Genomic DNA, 12,982 nt, shown 5'->3' with positions numbered 1-12,982 from the left:
AGTGGGATTGGGCTAGCGACCTGGGACGACGTCAGGATATGTCCAAACGTTGTCCAAAAAACTGGCCTTCCCACCCCCAGGAACGCTCATGGCCATCGATCAGACCCGCTTCCCCGGATCGCAGGACCACGCGGCGACGTGCGAACGCGAACTGGCCATCGTCCGAGCCGAGTTCAACCCGAGCACCGCCGGCGGCTGGGGGATCATCTTCGACCGGCACGCCCACCGGTGGACCGCCGTCCGCGGGGCCCACATCATCGTCCACGCGGGCAGCGCGGGGGAGCTCCGCGAGAAGCTCGCCGCCGGCCGCTGGGACCTCGCCGCAAGCTGACCTTCACCTCCGGCTCCCGGCCCCGGACCAGCCCCGTGACCGGGCACGCATGGCGATTTAGTAATTCTGAAGTTAGTATCATTTTCAGGAGTCGCCGACGCATGCCCGCACGTTCCCGGAGGAGTCACATGGGGCGCAGGATCCTGTTCATCACCACCGACCAGCAGCGGTACGACGCGTACGGGTGCAACGGAGGCGAGGTGGCGCGGACCCCCGTGACCGACGGGCTCGCCGCCGAGGGGGTGCGGTTCGAGCGGGCCTACTGCCAGAACGTCGTGTGCACCCCGGCCAGGTCCAGCATGCTGACCGGGCAGTACCCGCGGACGCACGGCGCGATCGCCAACGGCGTGCCGCTGCCGGACGACGCGCCCAGCGTCGCCCAGGTGCTGCGGGACGGCGGCTACCGCACGGCGCTCATCGGCAAGGTGCACTTCGAGCCGATCGCGGACCCGTCCGGGAAATGGGAGCAGAACCGGATCCCGCTCGCGGGCGAGCACGGCCCCTACCGCGGCTTCGAGTACGTCGAGTTCGCCGGGCACGGCCCGCAGGGCGCCTCGCACTACGCGAACTGGCTGCGCGAGGAGCACCCCGACGAGACCGGCGGGTTCCTGCGGATCTTCTCGGCGGCGCCGGGCGGCGACACCGGGGCGCCGGGCGTGGCCCACAACCCGGTGCCGCGCGAGCACTACCACACCGACTGGGTGGCCGACCGGACCGCGGCCTGGCTCGACACCCTGGACGATGACGACGACTGGTTCTGCTGGATGAGCTTCCCCGACCCGCACCACCCCTGGGACGTGCCCGCCTCCGAGGTCGGCCGGGTGGACTGGCGCAAGCTCGACCTCCCGCCCGGCCACCCCGGGTCCGACGAGCGGATCAGGGAGATCCTGGCGGGCCGTCCCGAGCACTGGCTGGCCTGGTACGACGGCTCCGTGCCCAACGTCGACGCCGCGCCCGGCGACTTCGTCCCCGCGGACCTCACCCACGACCAGATCCGGGAGCTGAACGCGCTGGTCCACGCCAAGAACGAGCTGCTGGACGAGGCGTTCGGCAAGGTCCTAGCCAAGATCGAGGAACGCGGCTGGGGCGACGACACCGACGTGTTCGTGACCACCGACCACGGCGAGTTCCAGGGCGAGCTGGGCCTCCTCTTCAAGGGCCCCTACCACGTGGACGCGCTGATGCGGCTCCCGATGGTGTGGCGTCCGGCGCGGTCGGCGGGCGCGGCGCCCGCGGTGGTCCCCGAGCCGGTGGGCCAGATCGATCTCGCCCCGACCTTCTGCGCGATCGCGGGCGTGCCCGTGCCGGACTGGATGGAGGGGAAGCCGCTGCCGCTCGCCGCCGGGTCGGGACGCGAGCGCGCCATCGTCGAGTGGGACAGCCAGCTCGACACCGGGTACCGGATGCGGACGATCGTCCAGGACGGCTGGATCTGCACCGTGTACGAGCCGACCGACCGCGAGTACGGCATGCCGAAGGCCGACCGGTACGCCGACTTCGGGATGCGCCCGCCCGAGCGGGAGATCACCTACGACGGCAGCGAAGGCGAGCTGTACCACCTGGCCGACGACCCCTACCAGTGGGTCAACCGGTGGGACGACCCTTCCGTGGCCGAGGTCAAGGCCAAGCTGGTGCGCGACCTCTACGAGAACCTGCCCCCGGAGCGCGAGCCGCGACTCCGTCCCCAGGCCATGGGCTGACGACGCGGCGTCCGGGCCGGAGCATCAGAGGCCCGGCCCGGACGCTCAGCCAACCGCCAGTTCGGGCACCGCGGACAGCAGCCGCCGGGTGTACGGGTGCTGCACGGCGTCCGCGGTGAGCCCCGCCGCGGTGCACTCCTCGACGACCGCGCCCTTGTTCATCACCAGCACCCGGTCGCAGACCAGCCGGATCACGCTGATGTCATGGCTGATCAGCAGGTAGGACAGCCCTTCCTCCTGCTTCAGCTCCAGCAGGAGCTGGAGGATCTGCGCCTGGACGGAGACGTCCAGGGCCGAGACCGACTCGTCCAGCACCATCAGCTCGGGGGAGACCGCGAGCGCACGGGCGATCGAGGCCCGCTGGCGCTGCCCGCCCGACAGGCTGGACGGCCGCCGCGACGCCACCTGCGAGCCGAGCCCCACCCGGTCGAGGATCTCCACGGCACGCCTGCGCGCCTCCGCCGCGGGCAGCTCCCGCCACAGCCGCAGCGGCTCCGCGACGATCTCCTCGACGCTCATGTAGGGGTTCAGCGAGGTGTACGGATCCTGGAACACCATCTGGACCGTCCGCCACACCTCCCGGTCGACGCGGCGGCCCGCGTGGATGTCGCGCCCGGCGATCCGCACCCGTCCCGAGTCCGGACGGGTGAGCCCGCAGATGATGCCCGCCAGCGTCGACTTGCCCGACCCCGACTCACCGACGACCCCGAGCGACTCCCCGGCGGCCATGCTGAGGCCGACCCCGTCGACCGCGACGACCGGCTTGCCGCGCCGGGGCCAGCCGCCGGTGCGGAAGGTCTTGGTGACCGCTTCGACTTCCAGCAGTGCCTCAGGCATCGGCGTCCTTCTCCATCGGGACCTGTGTCGGGACCGGCGTCGGAACCCGGTCTTCCGGGTCCTCGGCGAGGGCGGGCTCCCCGGCGCGCAGGCATCGGACGTTCCTGCCCGGGACGTGCTCCGCGAGCGGCGGATGATGCCCGGCGCAGGCGTCGACGCCGAACGAGCAGCGCGGCAGGAACCGGCACCCCGACGCGATCTGCCCCGGCTGCGGGACGGACCCGGGCAGGGAGCGGATGGTCCCCAGCTCGATGGCGCGTTCCGGGATGCAGCGGGCGAGCGCGTTGACGTAGGGGTGCAGGGCGTCGCCGAGCACGGCCGAGGTCTTCCCGGTCTCGACGAGCTCTCCGGCGTACATGATCAGCAGCCGGTCGCAGCGCTCGCTGACCAGAGCCAGGTCGTGCGACACGAGCAGGATCGCGAGGCCGAGGTCGCGGCGCAGCCGGTCGATGAGGTCCATCACGCCCTGCTGGACGGTCACGTCCAGGGCGGTGGTCGGCTCGTCCGCGATCAGCACCGACGGGTCCCCGGCGACGGCGATCGCGATCATGACGCGCTGGCGCATGCCGCCGGAGAACTCGAACGGGTACTGCCGCGCCCGTTCCGCCGCCCGGTCGATGCCGACGTCGTCCAGGATCTGGACCGCCCGCTTGCGGGCGTCGCGCCGGGACATGCCCTTGCGTCGCGTCCGCAGCGCCTCGGCCACCTGGTCGCCCACCCGCATCGACGGGTTGAGGCTGGTCATCGGGTTCTGGAACACCATCGCCAGCGAGTCGCGCCGTTGCGTGCGGACGCCGTCGCCGTCCACCACCTGCCCGGCCAGCTCGATCCGTCCGCCGGCCAGCCGGACGCCGCGCGGCAGCAGCCCCGCGACCGCGGACGCGGTCAGGCTCTTGCCCGACCCCGACTCGCCGACCAGCCCCACCATCTCGCCCGGACGGATGTCGAACGACACGTCGGTGACGAGCTGGGCGGGGGAGTGGGCCCGGTCCAGCTCGACCGTGAGGTCGTCCACGCGGAGCGCGGGCGCGGTGTCCGGGAGCGCGGGCCCGGCGTCGGCGCGGTCAGTCACGGCGCTCCTCCTTGTCCTCGACGTCCCCGAGCAGGTTCAGGCAGAGGATCAGCAGGGTGATCACCACGGCGGGGACGAGCACCACCCGCGGCTCGGACGCGAGCATCGCCGACGCGCCGGTCAGCAGCGTGCCGAGGCTCGCGCCGGGCGGCTGGACGCCGACGCCGAGGAAGCTGATCCCCGCCTCCACGACGAGCGCGAGGCCCAGCAGGTAGCTGATCTGCACGGCGACCTGGTCGCGCACCCCGGGCAGCAGGTAGCGCCACACGATCCGGGTGTGCGAGCAGCCGGACATCCGCCCGGCGGTGACGAACGGGCTGACCGCGAGCCGCATCGTCTCGGCCCTGACCACCCGGTAGATCCGCGGCGCGAAGATCACTCCGAGCGTCACCATCTGGCCCTGGATCCCGGTGCGCAGCGCGGCCTGCACCGTCAGCAGGAGAATCAGGGCGGGGACGGTGAGGACGACGTCCGCGATCCGTCCGGTGATCCCGTCGATCCAGCCGCCGCGATAGCCGGCGAGCAGCCCGGTGGGGACCCCGACGGCCGCTGCGACGCCGAGCGCGGTGAGCGCGGCGAGCATCGACGTGTGGACGCCCCACAGCAGCCGGCTGAACAGGTCGCGGCCGAGCTGGTCGGTGCCGAGCCAGTGGTCGCCGGACATGTCGGCGAGCGTCCGGCCCACGTCCTGGCGGGACGGGTCGGCCACCGGCAGGAACGGCACCAGCACGGTGACGAGCAGGCACAGGACGACGAAGCCCAGCGCGGCGCACCGTCCCCAGCCGAGCCGCCGCAGCCCCCGCGTCCGCCGCCTCCGGCGGCCCGCGTCCGCCGGGGCCGCCTTCGCGGGCCCGGCCGCTTCCACGACGGCACCCTTCATGACCGGCTCCTCGCCTCGGGGTTGAGCCAGGACGCGACCAGGTCGGCGACGAGGTTGGCGCCGAGCACGACCAGGGCGAACAGCGCCACCAGCGCCTGCACGACGGGGAAGTCCTGGCCGCGGACGGCGTCCAGCGTCAGCGTCCCGATGCCCGGGATCGCGAACACGACCTCCACCAGCAGCGCCCCGGTGATCAGCACCCCGACCTCGAGGCCGATCACCGTCACCAGCGGCGCGGACGCGTTGCGGCTGACATGGCGGAAGAAGATGCCTCGCCGCGAGACGCCCTTCATCCGGGCCGTCCCGACGTAGTCTGCGCCGTACTCCTTGACCAGCGAGGCCCGGAACGTCCGCATCTGCTGGCACATCAGCGACAGCGCCAGCGCGAGCGCGGGCAGCAGCAGGTACCAGAGCGCGTCGCTGAGACCCACTTCGGACGGGCTGCGGTACCCGCCCGCGGGCAGCCACGGCAGCCACACCGCGAACACGAGGATGAGCATGAGCCCGACCAGGAAGTTGGGGATCGCGATCCCGAGGACCGCGACCCCGCGCAGGACGCGGTCCAGCAGCCCGCCGGGACGCATGCTGATCGCCGAGCCCATCAGCACCGACGTCACCACGGCGATCACCATGGCCAGCAGCGACAGCAGCAGCGTCGGCGCCAGGTTCTCCCCGATCAGGGCGGTGACCGAGCCCCGGTGGTGCAGCGATTCGCCGAGGTCGCCGCGCACCGCGTCGCCGAGCCACGACAGGTACTGCGCCGCCAGCGGCCGGTCGAGCCCCAGGTCCTGCCTGACCTGTTCCACCTGCTGCGGCGTCGCGCTCTCCCCGGCGACCACCGACGCCGGGTCGCCGATCGAGAACAGCATCAGGTAGGTGGCGAACGTGACGACGATCAGGATCGGGACGGCCGCCAGCAGCCGCCTGGCCACCAGCTTGACGATCAGCGCCGCCATGGCGTCACTCCCCGGACGGTCGGTGGCATCCGATCACCCCTTGACGCCGCGGAACGAGGGGAACGACGGCGCCCAGGGCGCCTTCCAGCCGGAGACGCCGGGCGCGATGACGTAGGCGGTCTCCGGGGTCAGCACCGGCACGAGGAGCATGCCCTCCGTGATGATGACGCTGGAGATCTGCTGGTAGATCGCCATGCGCTTGGCCTGGTCCGTCTCCTTCAGGGCGTCCTTGGCCAGCTTCTCGACCTTGTCGTTCTTCAGCCCGCCGGGGTTGTAGAGGCCCTTGGCGAGGCCGTACCGGTCGAGGGTGTCGGACGGGTCGAACGCGTTCCCGGTGGCGCCGAACGCCATCGCCACGTTCTTCTCCGCCGTGAACCGGCTCACCACCTGCGGCGGCGCCACCGCGGCCACGGACGCGCTCAGCCCGATCTTCTTCAGCTGCTCCTGGACGATCGTCGCGAGCTGCTCGAACACCTGGTTCCCCGCCACCGTGACGATCTCGACCTTGGCCCCGGTCGCCCCGGCCTCCGCCACGAGCGACTTGGCCTTCGCGAGGTCGTAGGGGACGAGCTTCAGGTCCACGCCCTGCGCGTACGCCTTGGTGCCGGCGCCGAAGAACTGCCCGTTGGGCTCGCACTTGCCGTCCAGCAGGCCCTGGCAGATCGCCTTCCGGTCGAGCGCGGAGTTGACCGCCCGGCGGACCCGGATGTCGTCGAACGGCTTCATCGCGGTGTTGAAGGAGAAGGTGTAGTTCTCCGAGCCCATGCTGCGCTCGATCTTGTAGCCGGCGGTCTCCGCGGGCTTGACCATCTTCTCGGGAAGGATGGTGACGTCCAGGTCGCCCGAGCGGACCGCGTTGAGCTTGGCGTCGTCCGCGAGGTAGGCGATCTCCAGCGACCCGGCCGCCGCGGCCTTCGCGTCCCAGTAGTTCTTGCTCGCCGTGTAGACGACCCGGTTGGCCTGGACGCGCTGGAGCGTGAACGGGCCGATCCCGGCCGGCGTGCGGGTCAGGTCGGCGCCGTCCGCGATCGCCTTGTCGGAGATCATCTGCCCGGCCGTGCCGGACAGGATGCGCGGCAGCGCCCCCACCCCGCTCTTCGCCCGGAGCCTGACCTCGGTGGCGCCGCGCTCCTCGACGGTCACCCCGGCGAGCTGCGGCGCGTTGGTGCTCCCCTTGAGCGTCTGCGAGCGCTTGACGTTGGCGGCGACCGTCTTGGACGTGAACGCGGTGCCGTCGGGGAACTTCAGCCCGGTGCGCAGGGTCATGTCGAGGTAGGGGCCCTCGGCGTCGTCGCCCGGCGTCCACTTGGTGGCGAGCAGCGGCTGCACGCTCTCGTCGGACCCGAGCAGGGTCAGCGAGTCGTACAGGGGAGCGGTGTACATGGCCATCTGCCGGAGGGGCAGCCGGGCGGGGTCCAGGGTGGTCGAGGCGAAGGTGGCGCCGACCTTCAGCACCCCGTCGTCCGACTTGGTCCCGCCCTCGTTCGGGCCGCAGGCGGCCGTCAGCCCGAGGAGCGCCGCCGCCGCGGCCGCGATCGCCGTCCGTCTGTTCATGTCCCGACCACCGATTCTCTCTGGACAAGATCCCGCGCCATGGGGTGCGACCAGCGGTGATGGCCAGTCGATTCCCTGAAAGTGATTTTATACTCAGTTTTTTGGTGACGGGCAAGGGTTAGGGCGGCTTCGGTCTCGCCCCGAGTTCGTTGACTGCGTCAACCTTCGTGCGGAAGCCCAGTCCGGCCGCCTTCGAGGGTTTACTAATTCTAAATTCATCTTCATACTGGCCGTCCACGCACGGGGACCGGGCGACGATCGGCACGGAGGGCGACGGCGGCGCGATGACGAACAACGGCAAGCTCAGGAGGATCGCCCTCGAAGAGGCGTTCTCCCTGCCCGGCATGGGCTCCGAGGTCGGCAGGATGGTGGGGAACCCGCACTACCGGGCGGAGGCCGTCGAGCGCTGGAACCGCAGGCTCACCGACTTCACCGAGTTCCGCATCCCCGACATGGACGCGCACGGCATCGACGTCCAGGTGCTGTCCCTGACCGCCCCCGGGATCCAGGCCGAGCGCGACACCGCGACGGCGATCGCGAACGCCAGGACCGCCAACGACTTCCTGGCCGCGACCATCGAAGCCCACCCCACCCGCTTCGCGGGCCTCGCGGCGCTCCCCCTCCAGGACCCGGCCGCCGCCCGCGCCGAGCTGGACCGGGCGATCGGCGAGCTAGGGCTGAACGGCGCCCTCGTCAACGGGCACACGTTCGGCCAGTACCTCGACGAGAAGCAGTTCCGTCCCGTGTGGGAGAGGCTGGAGGAGCTGCGCGTCCCGCTGTACCTCCACCCGGGCGCCCCGCCGCAGGACGACTGGCAGGTCTTCCGCGGCCACCCGTACCTCAAGGGCCCCACGTTCGGCTGGGCGGCGGAGACCGCGGCGCACGCGCTCCGCCTCATCTACGCGGGCGTCTTCGACGACTTTCCCGGCGCGACCCTCGTCCTCGGCCACATGGGCGAGTTCCTGCCGTTCCAGAAGGCCCGGCTGGACGCCCGGTACGAGTTCATGACGCTGCGGCTCGGCAAGCGGCCGTCGGAGTACCTGGAGAGCAACGTCATGATCACCACGACCGGGGTGTGCTCGGCGGAGGCGCTCACCGGCGCCATCGCCGCGGTCGGCGCCGACAACATCATGTTCGGCGTCGACTACCCCTTCGAGCGCACCGACGTCGCCGTGCGGTTCCTCGACGGCGCCCCGATCTGCGCCGCCGACCGCGCCAAGATCGCCCACCGCAACGCCGAACGCGTCCTCAAGCTCTGACTTTCACCCGACGACCGGAAGGAGTGCCCGCGGATGGCAGAGGCAGCAGAGGAATGGGCTGTCATCTCGGTGGACGATCACGTGATCGAGCCGCCCGACACCTGGACGTCCCGCGTCCCCGCCAAGTACAAGGACCGCGCGCCCAAGGTGGTCGAGCGCGGGGACGAGGGCATCGCCTGGGACTTCGACGGCGACGTCCGGTTCTTCTCCGGGATGATGTGCTCGGTCGACCAGCTCACGGAGACCGAGCGGCGGCGGATCGTCCCCCGGTTCGAGGACCTGTACGACGGATGCTCCGACGTCGACCGGCGCATCGAGGACATGGACGCCGCCGGGGTCCTCGCCTCGATGTGCTTCCCCACCATGCCGGGGTTCGGCGGGACGTACCTCAACCTGAACACCGACCGGGACCTGTCCTACGCCTGCATCCGGGCATACAACGACTTCATGACCGAGGAGTGGTGCGCGGCCGCGCCGGGACGGCTGATCCCCGCCGTCCTCGTCCCGATGTGGGACCCGGCCCTGGCCGTGAAGGAGCTGGAGCGGGTCGCGCCGCGCGGGGTGCGCAGCGTGGTGTTCTCCGAGCGCCCGCACCACCAGGGCTTCCCGTCCCTGTTCGACAAGGACCGCTACTGGGACCCGCTTTCCGCGGCGGCCCAGGAGATGGACCTTCCGCTGTCCTGCCACATCGGATCATCGTCGCGGGTGGACAGCCCCGCGGACGGCGACTACCTCACCCACATGAGCGAGGTGTGGCTGAACGCGCCGTACTCCATGACCGAGTACATCTTCTCGGGGACGTTCGACCGCTTCCCTGACCTGCGGGTCGTCTACTCCGAGGCGAGCATCGGCTGGATCCCGTACCAGCTCCAGACGATGGACCGGTACTACGACGACCGTCCCGACTGGGTGGACTCGACGCTGAGGCGCCGGCCCAGCGACTACTTCGGCAGGAACGTCTTCGGCGCGTTCATCGACGACCCGGTCGGCATCCGGTTCATCGAGGACCTCGGCGCCGACGCGGTGATGTGCGAGGTCGACTACCCGCACGGCGACTCGATCTGGCCCGACGTCCGCAAGGCCATCGACGCGCAGCTCACCGGCCTCCCCGAGGACGTCCAGCACAAGCTCCGGATCACCAACGCCAAGCGCGTCTACGGCTTCGAGCCGTCCGGCCTGGGACGGCGGTAGCGGTGCCGGGCCGGACGTGGGCGGCGTCCGGCCCGGCCTTCCGCCGGTCGGCGAACTCAGCGGCCCCGCCACTTCGGCTGGCGCTTCTCGGCGAAGGCGACGGCGCCCTCGCGGGCGTCCTCCGAGGTGAACACCGGGTCCATGATCGCCTGCTGCCTGGCGAACGCCTCGCCGGTGCTCCAGTCGGCGGCCGAGACGATGATCTCCTTCGTGGCGGCCACCGCGAGCGGGCCGTTGGCGGCGATCTCGGCGGCCAGCCCGCGGGCGGCGGCCAGGGCCTCGCCGGGCGCTGTCAGCCGGTTGACCAGGCCGTGCCGGTGGGCGTCGGCGGCGGTGAAGAGCCCGCCGGTCAGCGCCAGCTCCATGGCGATGCCCGGCGGGATGCGCTGGGGCAGGCGCAGCAGGCCGCCGGCGCCCGCGACCAGGCTCCGCTTCACCTCCGGCAGCCCGAAGCTCGCGTCGTCGGCGGCGACGATCAGGTCGCAGGCGAGCGCGATCTCGCAGCCACCGGCCAGCGCGTAGCCCTCGACCGCCGCGATCACGGGCTTGCGCGGCGGACGTTCGGCGATCCCCGCGAAGCCGCGCTCGGGATGGCTGACGTCCTCGCCCGCGACGAACGCCTTGAGGTCCATCCCGGAGCAGAACGTCCCGCCGGCGCCGGTGACGACGGCGACGGTGAGGTCCGGACGGGAGTCGAACTCGTCCAGGGCGGCGGCGACGCCGTCGCTGACGGCCCGGTTGACCGCGTTGCGGGCGGACGGGCGGTTGAGGGTGATGACGGTGACGCCGTCGGCGTGCTCGACCAGCACCTCGTCGGACATGCGGGCTCCAAAGGGGGGTGTCGGGGCTTCCGGTTCCAGAATTTCTGATGATAGATTCAGTTTCAGGTATATGCAAGATCTGGCTACCATTGGGCGTACACACGCAGTGGAGGACCGAGCGGGATGGCTAACACTCCGAAGGGCCGGCGCACGGAGGCGGCGTTCCTGGACGCCGCGCGCAAGGTGTTCGCCGAGAAGGGCTACTTCAACACCAAGATCTCCGACATCGCGGACGCCGCGGGACGCTCGGCCGGCTCCTTCTACAACTACTACGACAACAAGGAAGAGCTACTCGAAGCGCTGCTCGGGCAGTTCTCGTCCGAGGTGCAGGGCACCACCGCCCGGCTGCACCACAAGGGCGACCCGTACGAGAACATCGTCGAGGCCGTGCGCGCCTACTGGGCCGCCTACCGGAAGTACCTGCCCGAGATGATCGGGGTCTTCCAGATGTCGATGACCGACCCCGAGTACGCCCGCAAATGGCGCCACAACCGCGCGGCGGGGGTGCGGAGCATCGTGGACGGCATCGTCCGCGCCCGCAGCGAGGGCTACGACCCCGGCCTCGACACCGAGGTGCTGGCCTCCGCACTGGTGTCCACCCTCGAATCGTTCTGCTGGGTGTGGATGGTCGGCGGCGGCGACGAGGGCGTCCCGGCGCCGGACGACGAGACCGCGATCCGCACCCTGGCCGCCATCTGGTACCGGACGGTCTTCTTCAACGCCCCGGCCGACGACCCGGCCGACGCCCCGGATCACGCGCTCGACCAGGCACCCGACCACGCGCCGGACGGCGGCAACGGCAAGCAGCACCCCGCCCGGCGCGTGACGGCCTCCCCGGCAGGGCTCAGCTAGGGACCGCAGGCCCGCCCCGGAGCTCCCTGCGCAGGATCTTGCCCGAGGCGTTGCGCGGCAGCGCCTCCACCACCTCGACGCGGCGCGGGCACTTGTAGTGGGCCAGCCGCTCCCGGCAGAAGGCGATCACCTCGTCCGCGTCCGGCTCCGCGCCGGGACGCGGCACGACGACGGCGAGCACCGACTCGCCCCACCGCTCGTCGGGCCGCCCCACCACCGCCGCCTCCAGCACCGCCGGATGCTCGGCGAGGACGTTCTCGACCTCGGCCGGGTAGATGTTCTCGCCGCCGCTGACGATCATGTCGTTGATGCGGTCGGTCAGGTACAGGTGGCCGGACTCGTCCAGGTAGCCCGCGTCGCCGCTGCGGAACCAGCCGTCGGCGTCCACGACCTCGGCGGTCTTGTCCGGCATGCCCCAGTAGCCCGCCATCATCCACGGCATCCGCAGCGTCACCTCGCCCACCTGGCCCGGCGGCAGGACGCGGCGGTCCACGGGGCCGACGATCCGGATCTCGGCGCCCGCCACCGGACGTCCCGCCGACGACAGGTACGGCCCCGCCTCGTCGTGCTCGTCCGCGCCGAGGGTGCAGACCGTCCCGCAGGTCTCCGTCAGCCCGTAGACCTGGACGAAGTCGCAGCTGAGCGCCGCACGGGCGGCCTTCAGCAGGGCCGGGGTGATCGGGGAGCTGCCGTAGGCGACCAGGCGCAGCGTGGACAGGTCGTGCGCGTCCACCTGCCCGCTGTCGACGATCATGCGCAGCATCGCCGGGACGAGCTGCGCATGCGTGACGCCCTGCCCCTGCAGGGTGCCGAGGACGTGGGCGGGCGAGGCGTCGGCGACCAGCGAGATCCGGGCGCCGAGCCGCAGCCCGTACATCGTCCAGACGCCCCCGGCGACGTGGAAGACCGGCGCGACGATCAGCAGGACCGGGGACTCCGGCCACTCCCATCCCGGGTAGGCGTCGAGCGCCTTGATCCAGCGCCCGGTCTCGTAGAGGACGCCCTTGGCCCGGCCGCTGGTGCCGGACGTGTAATAGAGCAGCGTCGGGTCGCCCTCCAGGGTGCCGCGTCCGCCCCCGTCCGCCGGGAAGTCGCCGTACCAGGCGCGGAAGCCGTCCTCGGCCCCGGCGCCGCGGATGACGACGACGGGCGCGGACGGGTCCGCGGGCAGCGAGTCCCGCAGCAGCGGCTCGAACTCCTCCTGGACGACGAAGATCCCGGGACCCGCGTCCGCGATCACCGCGGTCAGCTCGCGGGCCGACAGCCGCCAGTTGAGCGGGTTCATCACCGCTCCGGCCCGTTCGGCCGCCAGGTGCAGCAGGGCGTAGTCGGGATGGTTGCGGCCGAGCCAGGCCACCCGGTCGCCCGGCCCGATCCCGGCGGCGCGCAGCCCGGCGGCGATCCGGTCGGCGGCGGCGTCCACGTCCCGGTAGGTGAGCGGCGGGCCGTCGTGGCCGGCGAAGGCGACGGCGTCCGGCCGCAACTCGGCGTGCCCCCGGACGAGGGACTCGGTGGTGCGCATCCTCGAT

The 12,982-nt window shown here is 71.5% G+C and carries 12 protein-coding genes; 5 read left to right on the top strand and 7 right to left on the bottom strand.

Annotation, left to right across the window (positions count from 1 at the left end):
- The first annotated feature begins 88 nt into the window (after nt 1-88).
- Together ACH35V_RS23080 and ACH35V_RS23075 are read left to right on the top strand one after the other, a co-directional pair.
- Nucleotides 89-331 carry a hypothetical protein gene (locus ACH35V_RS23080; protein ID WP_395975032.1) on the top strand — a complete coding sequence of 81 codons (243 nt, stop codon included), beginning with the start codon at nt 89-91 and terminating at the stop codon, nt 329-331.
- Between the two features lie 128 nt (nt 332-459).
- The gene (locus ACH35V_RS23075; protein ID WP_395975031.1) at nt 460-2,031 is read left to right on the top strand and encodes a sulfatase; all 1,572 of its coding nucleotides are present in this window, start codon (nt 460-462) and stop codon (nt 2,029-2,031) included.
- Nucleotides 2,032-2,076: 45 nt separating this feature from the next.
- On the opposite strand, the gene ACH35V_RS23070 is transcribed toward ACH35V_RS23075, so the two are convergent.
- Genes ACH35V_RS23070 through ACH35V_RS23050 form a run of 5 tightly spaced genes read right to left on the bottom strand, consistent with a single transcriptional unit; the run spans nt 2,077 to nt 7,330 of the window.
- Nucleotides 2,077-2,868, bottom strand: a complete 792-nt coding sequence (locus ACH35V_RS23070) for an ABC transporter ATP-binding protein (RefSeq protein WP_395975030.1) — start codon at nt 2,866-2,868, stop codon at nt 2,077-2,079.
- Nucleotides 2,861-3,940 carry an ABC transporter ATP-binding protein gene (locus ACH35V_RS23065; RefSeq protein ID WP_395975029.1) on the bottom strand — a complete coding sequence of 360 codons (1,080 nt, stop codon included), beginning with the start codon at nt 3,938-3,940 and terminating at the stop codon, nt 2,861-2,863. Before ACH35V_RS23065 ends, ACH35V_RS23070 begins: the two co-directional genes overlap by 8 nt.
- Entirely contained in the window at nt 3,933-4,820 is an 888-nt protein-coding gene (locus tag ACH35V_RS23060) for an ABC transporter permease (protein WP_395975028.1), read from the bottom strand. Before ACH35V_RS23060 ends, ACH35V_RS23065 begins: the two co-directional genes overlap by 8 nt.
- Nucleotides 4,817-5,776, bottom strand: a complete 960-nt coding sequence (locus tag ACH35V_RS23055) for an ABC transporter permease (RefSeq protein ID WP_395975027.1) — start codon at nt 5,774-5,776, stop codon at nt 4,817-4,819. The genes ACH35V_RS23060 and ACH35V_RS23055 overlap by 4 nt, the downstream gene beginning before the upstream one ends.
- Nucleotides 5,777-5,809: 33 nt before the next feature.
- Nucleotides 5,810-7,330: an ABC transporter substrate-binding protein gene (locus ACH35V_RS23050; protein ID WP_395975026.1), complete on the bottom strand. Its 1,521-nt coding sequence runs from the start codon at nt 7,328-7,330 to the stop codon at nt 5,810-5,812.
- Between the two features lie 284 nt (nt 7,331-7,614).
- On the opposite strand from ACH35V_RS23050, the gene ACH35V_RS23045 reads away from it, so the two are divergent.
- Entirely contained in the window at nt 7,615-8,589 is a 975-nt protein-coding gene (locus ACH35V_RS23045) for an amidohydrolase family protein (RefSeq protein ID WP_395975025.1), read from the top strand.
- A 33-nt stretch (nt 8,590-8,622) separates the two neighbouring features.
- On the top strand, nt 8,623-9,780 hold the full coding sequence (locus ACH35V_RS23040; protein WP_395975024.1) for an amidohydrolase family protein: 1,158 nt from the start codon (nt 8,623-8,625) through the stop codon (nt 9,778-9,780).
- Nucleotides 9,781-9,836: 56 nt separating this feature from the next.
- Here the strand turns inward: ACH35V_RS23040 and ACH35V_RS23035 are convergent, their stop codons facing one another.
- Nucleotides 9,837-10,601, bottom strand: coding sequence for a crotonase/enoyl-CoA hydratase family protein (locus ACH35V_RS23035; protein WP_395975023.1), 765 nt, complete (start codon nt 10,599-10,601; stop codon nt 9,837-9,839).
- Between the two features lie 123 nt (nt 10,602-10,724).
- Between ACH35V_RS23035 and ACH35V_RS23030 the strand changes: the two genes are divergently transcribed.
- Complete coding sequence (locus tag ACH35V_RS23030; RefSeq protein WP_395975022.1) at nt 10,725-11,453, top strand: TetR/AcrR family transcriptional regulator; 729 nt, start codon at nt 10,725-10,727, stop codon at nt 11,451-11,453.
- Here ACH35V_RS23030 and ACH35V_RS23025 read toward each other — a convergent pair.
- On the bottom strand, nt 11,446-12,975 hold the full coding sequence (locus tag ACH35V_RS23025) for an AMP-binding protein (RefSeq protein WP_395975021.1): 1,530 nt from the start codon (nt 12,973-12,975) through the stop codon (nt 11,446-11,448). The genes ACH35V_RS23030 and ACH35V_RS23025 overlap by 8 nt on opposite strands.
- Nucleotides 12,976-12,982 lie beyond the last annotated feature (7 nt).

Source organism: Actinomadura sp. 1N219, assembly GCF_044326405.1.
Taxonomy (GTDB): domain Bacteria; phylum Actinomycetota; class Actinomycetes; order Streptosporangiales; family Streptosporangiaceae; genus Spirillospora.
Note: the sequence above shows the minus strand (reverse complement) of the source record. Positions and strands in the feature narration are given on the sequence as shown.

What these genes read in the sequence shown, in the direction of transcription:
- ACH35V_RS23080 (WP_395975032.1), top strand. Translation starts at nt 89, where the DNA reads ATGGCCATCGATCAGACCCGCTTCCCCGGATCGCAGGACCACGCGGCG.
- ACH35V_RS23075 (WP_395975031.1), top strand. Translation starts at nt 460, where the DNA reads ATGGGGCGCAGGATCCTGTTCATCACCACCGACCAGCAGCGGTACGAC.
- ACH35V_RS23070 (WP_395975030.1), bottom strand. Translation starts at nt 2,868, where the DNA reads ATGCCTGAGGCACTGCTGGAAGTCGAAGCGGTCACCAAGACCTTCCGC.
- ACH35V_RS23060 (WP_395975028.1), bottom strand. Translation starts at nt 4,820, where the DNA reads ATGAAGGGTGCCGTCGTGGAAGCGGCCGGGCCCGCGAAGGCGGCCCCG.
- ACH35V_RS23055 (WP_395975027.1), bottom strand. Translation starts at nt 5,776, where the DNA reads ATGGCGGCGCTGATCGTCAAGCTGGTGGCCAGGCGGCTGCTGGCGGCC.
- ACH35V_RS23050 (WP_395975026.1), bottom strand. Translation starts at nt 7,330, where the DNA reads ATGAACAGACGGACGGCGATCGCGGCCGCGGCGGCGGCGCTCCTCGGG.
- ACH35V_RS23045 (WP_395975025.1), top strand. Translation starts at nt 7,615, where the DNA reads ATGACGAACAACGGCAAGCTCAGGAGGATCGCCCTCGAAGAGGCGTTC.
- ACH35V_RS23040 (WP_395975024.1), top strand. Translation starts at nt 8,623, where the DNA reads ATGGCAGAGGCAGCAGAGGAATGGGCTGTCATCTCGGTGGACGATCAC.
- ACH35V_RS23035 (WP_395975023.1), bottom strand. Translation starts at nt 10,601, where the DNA reads ATGTCCGACGAGGTGCTGGTCGAGCACGCCGACGGCGTCACCGTCATC.
- ACH35V_RS23030 (WP_395975022.1), top strand. Translation starts at nt 10,725, where the DNA reads ATGGCTAACACTCCGAAGGGCCGGCGCACGGAGGCGGCGTTCCTGGAC.
- ACH35V_RS23025 (WP_395975021.1), bottom strand. Translation starts at nt 12,975, where the DNA reads ATGCGCACCACCGAGTCCCTCGTCCGGGGGCACGCCGAGTTGCGGCCG.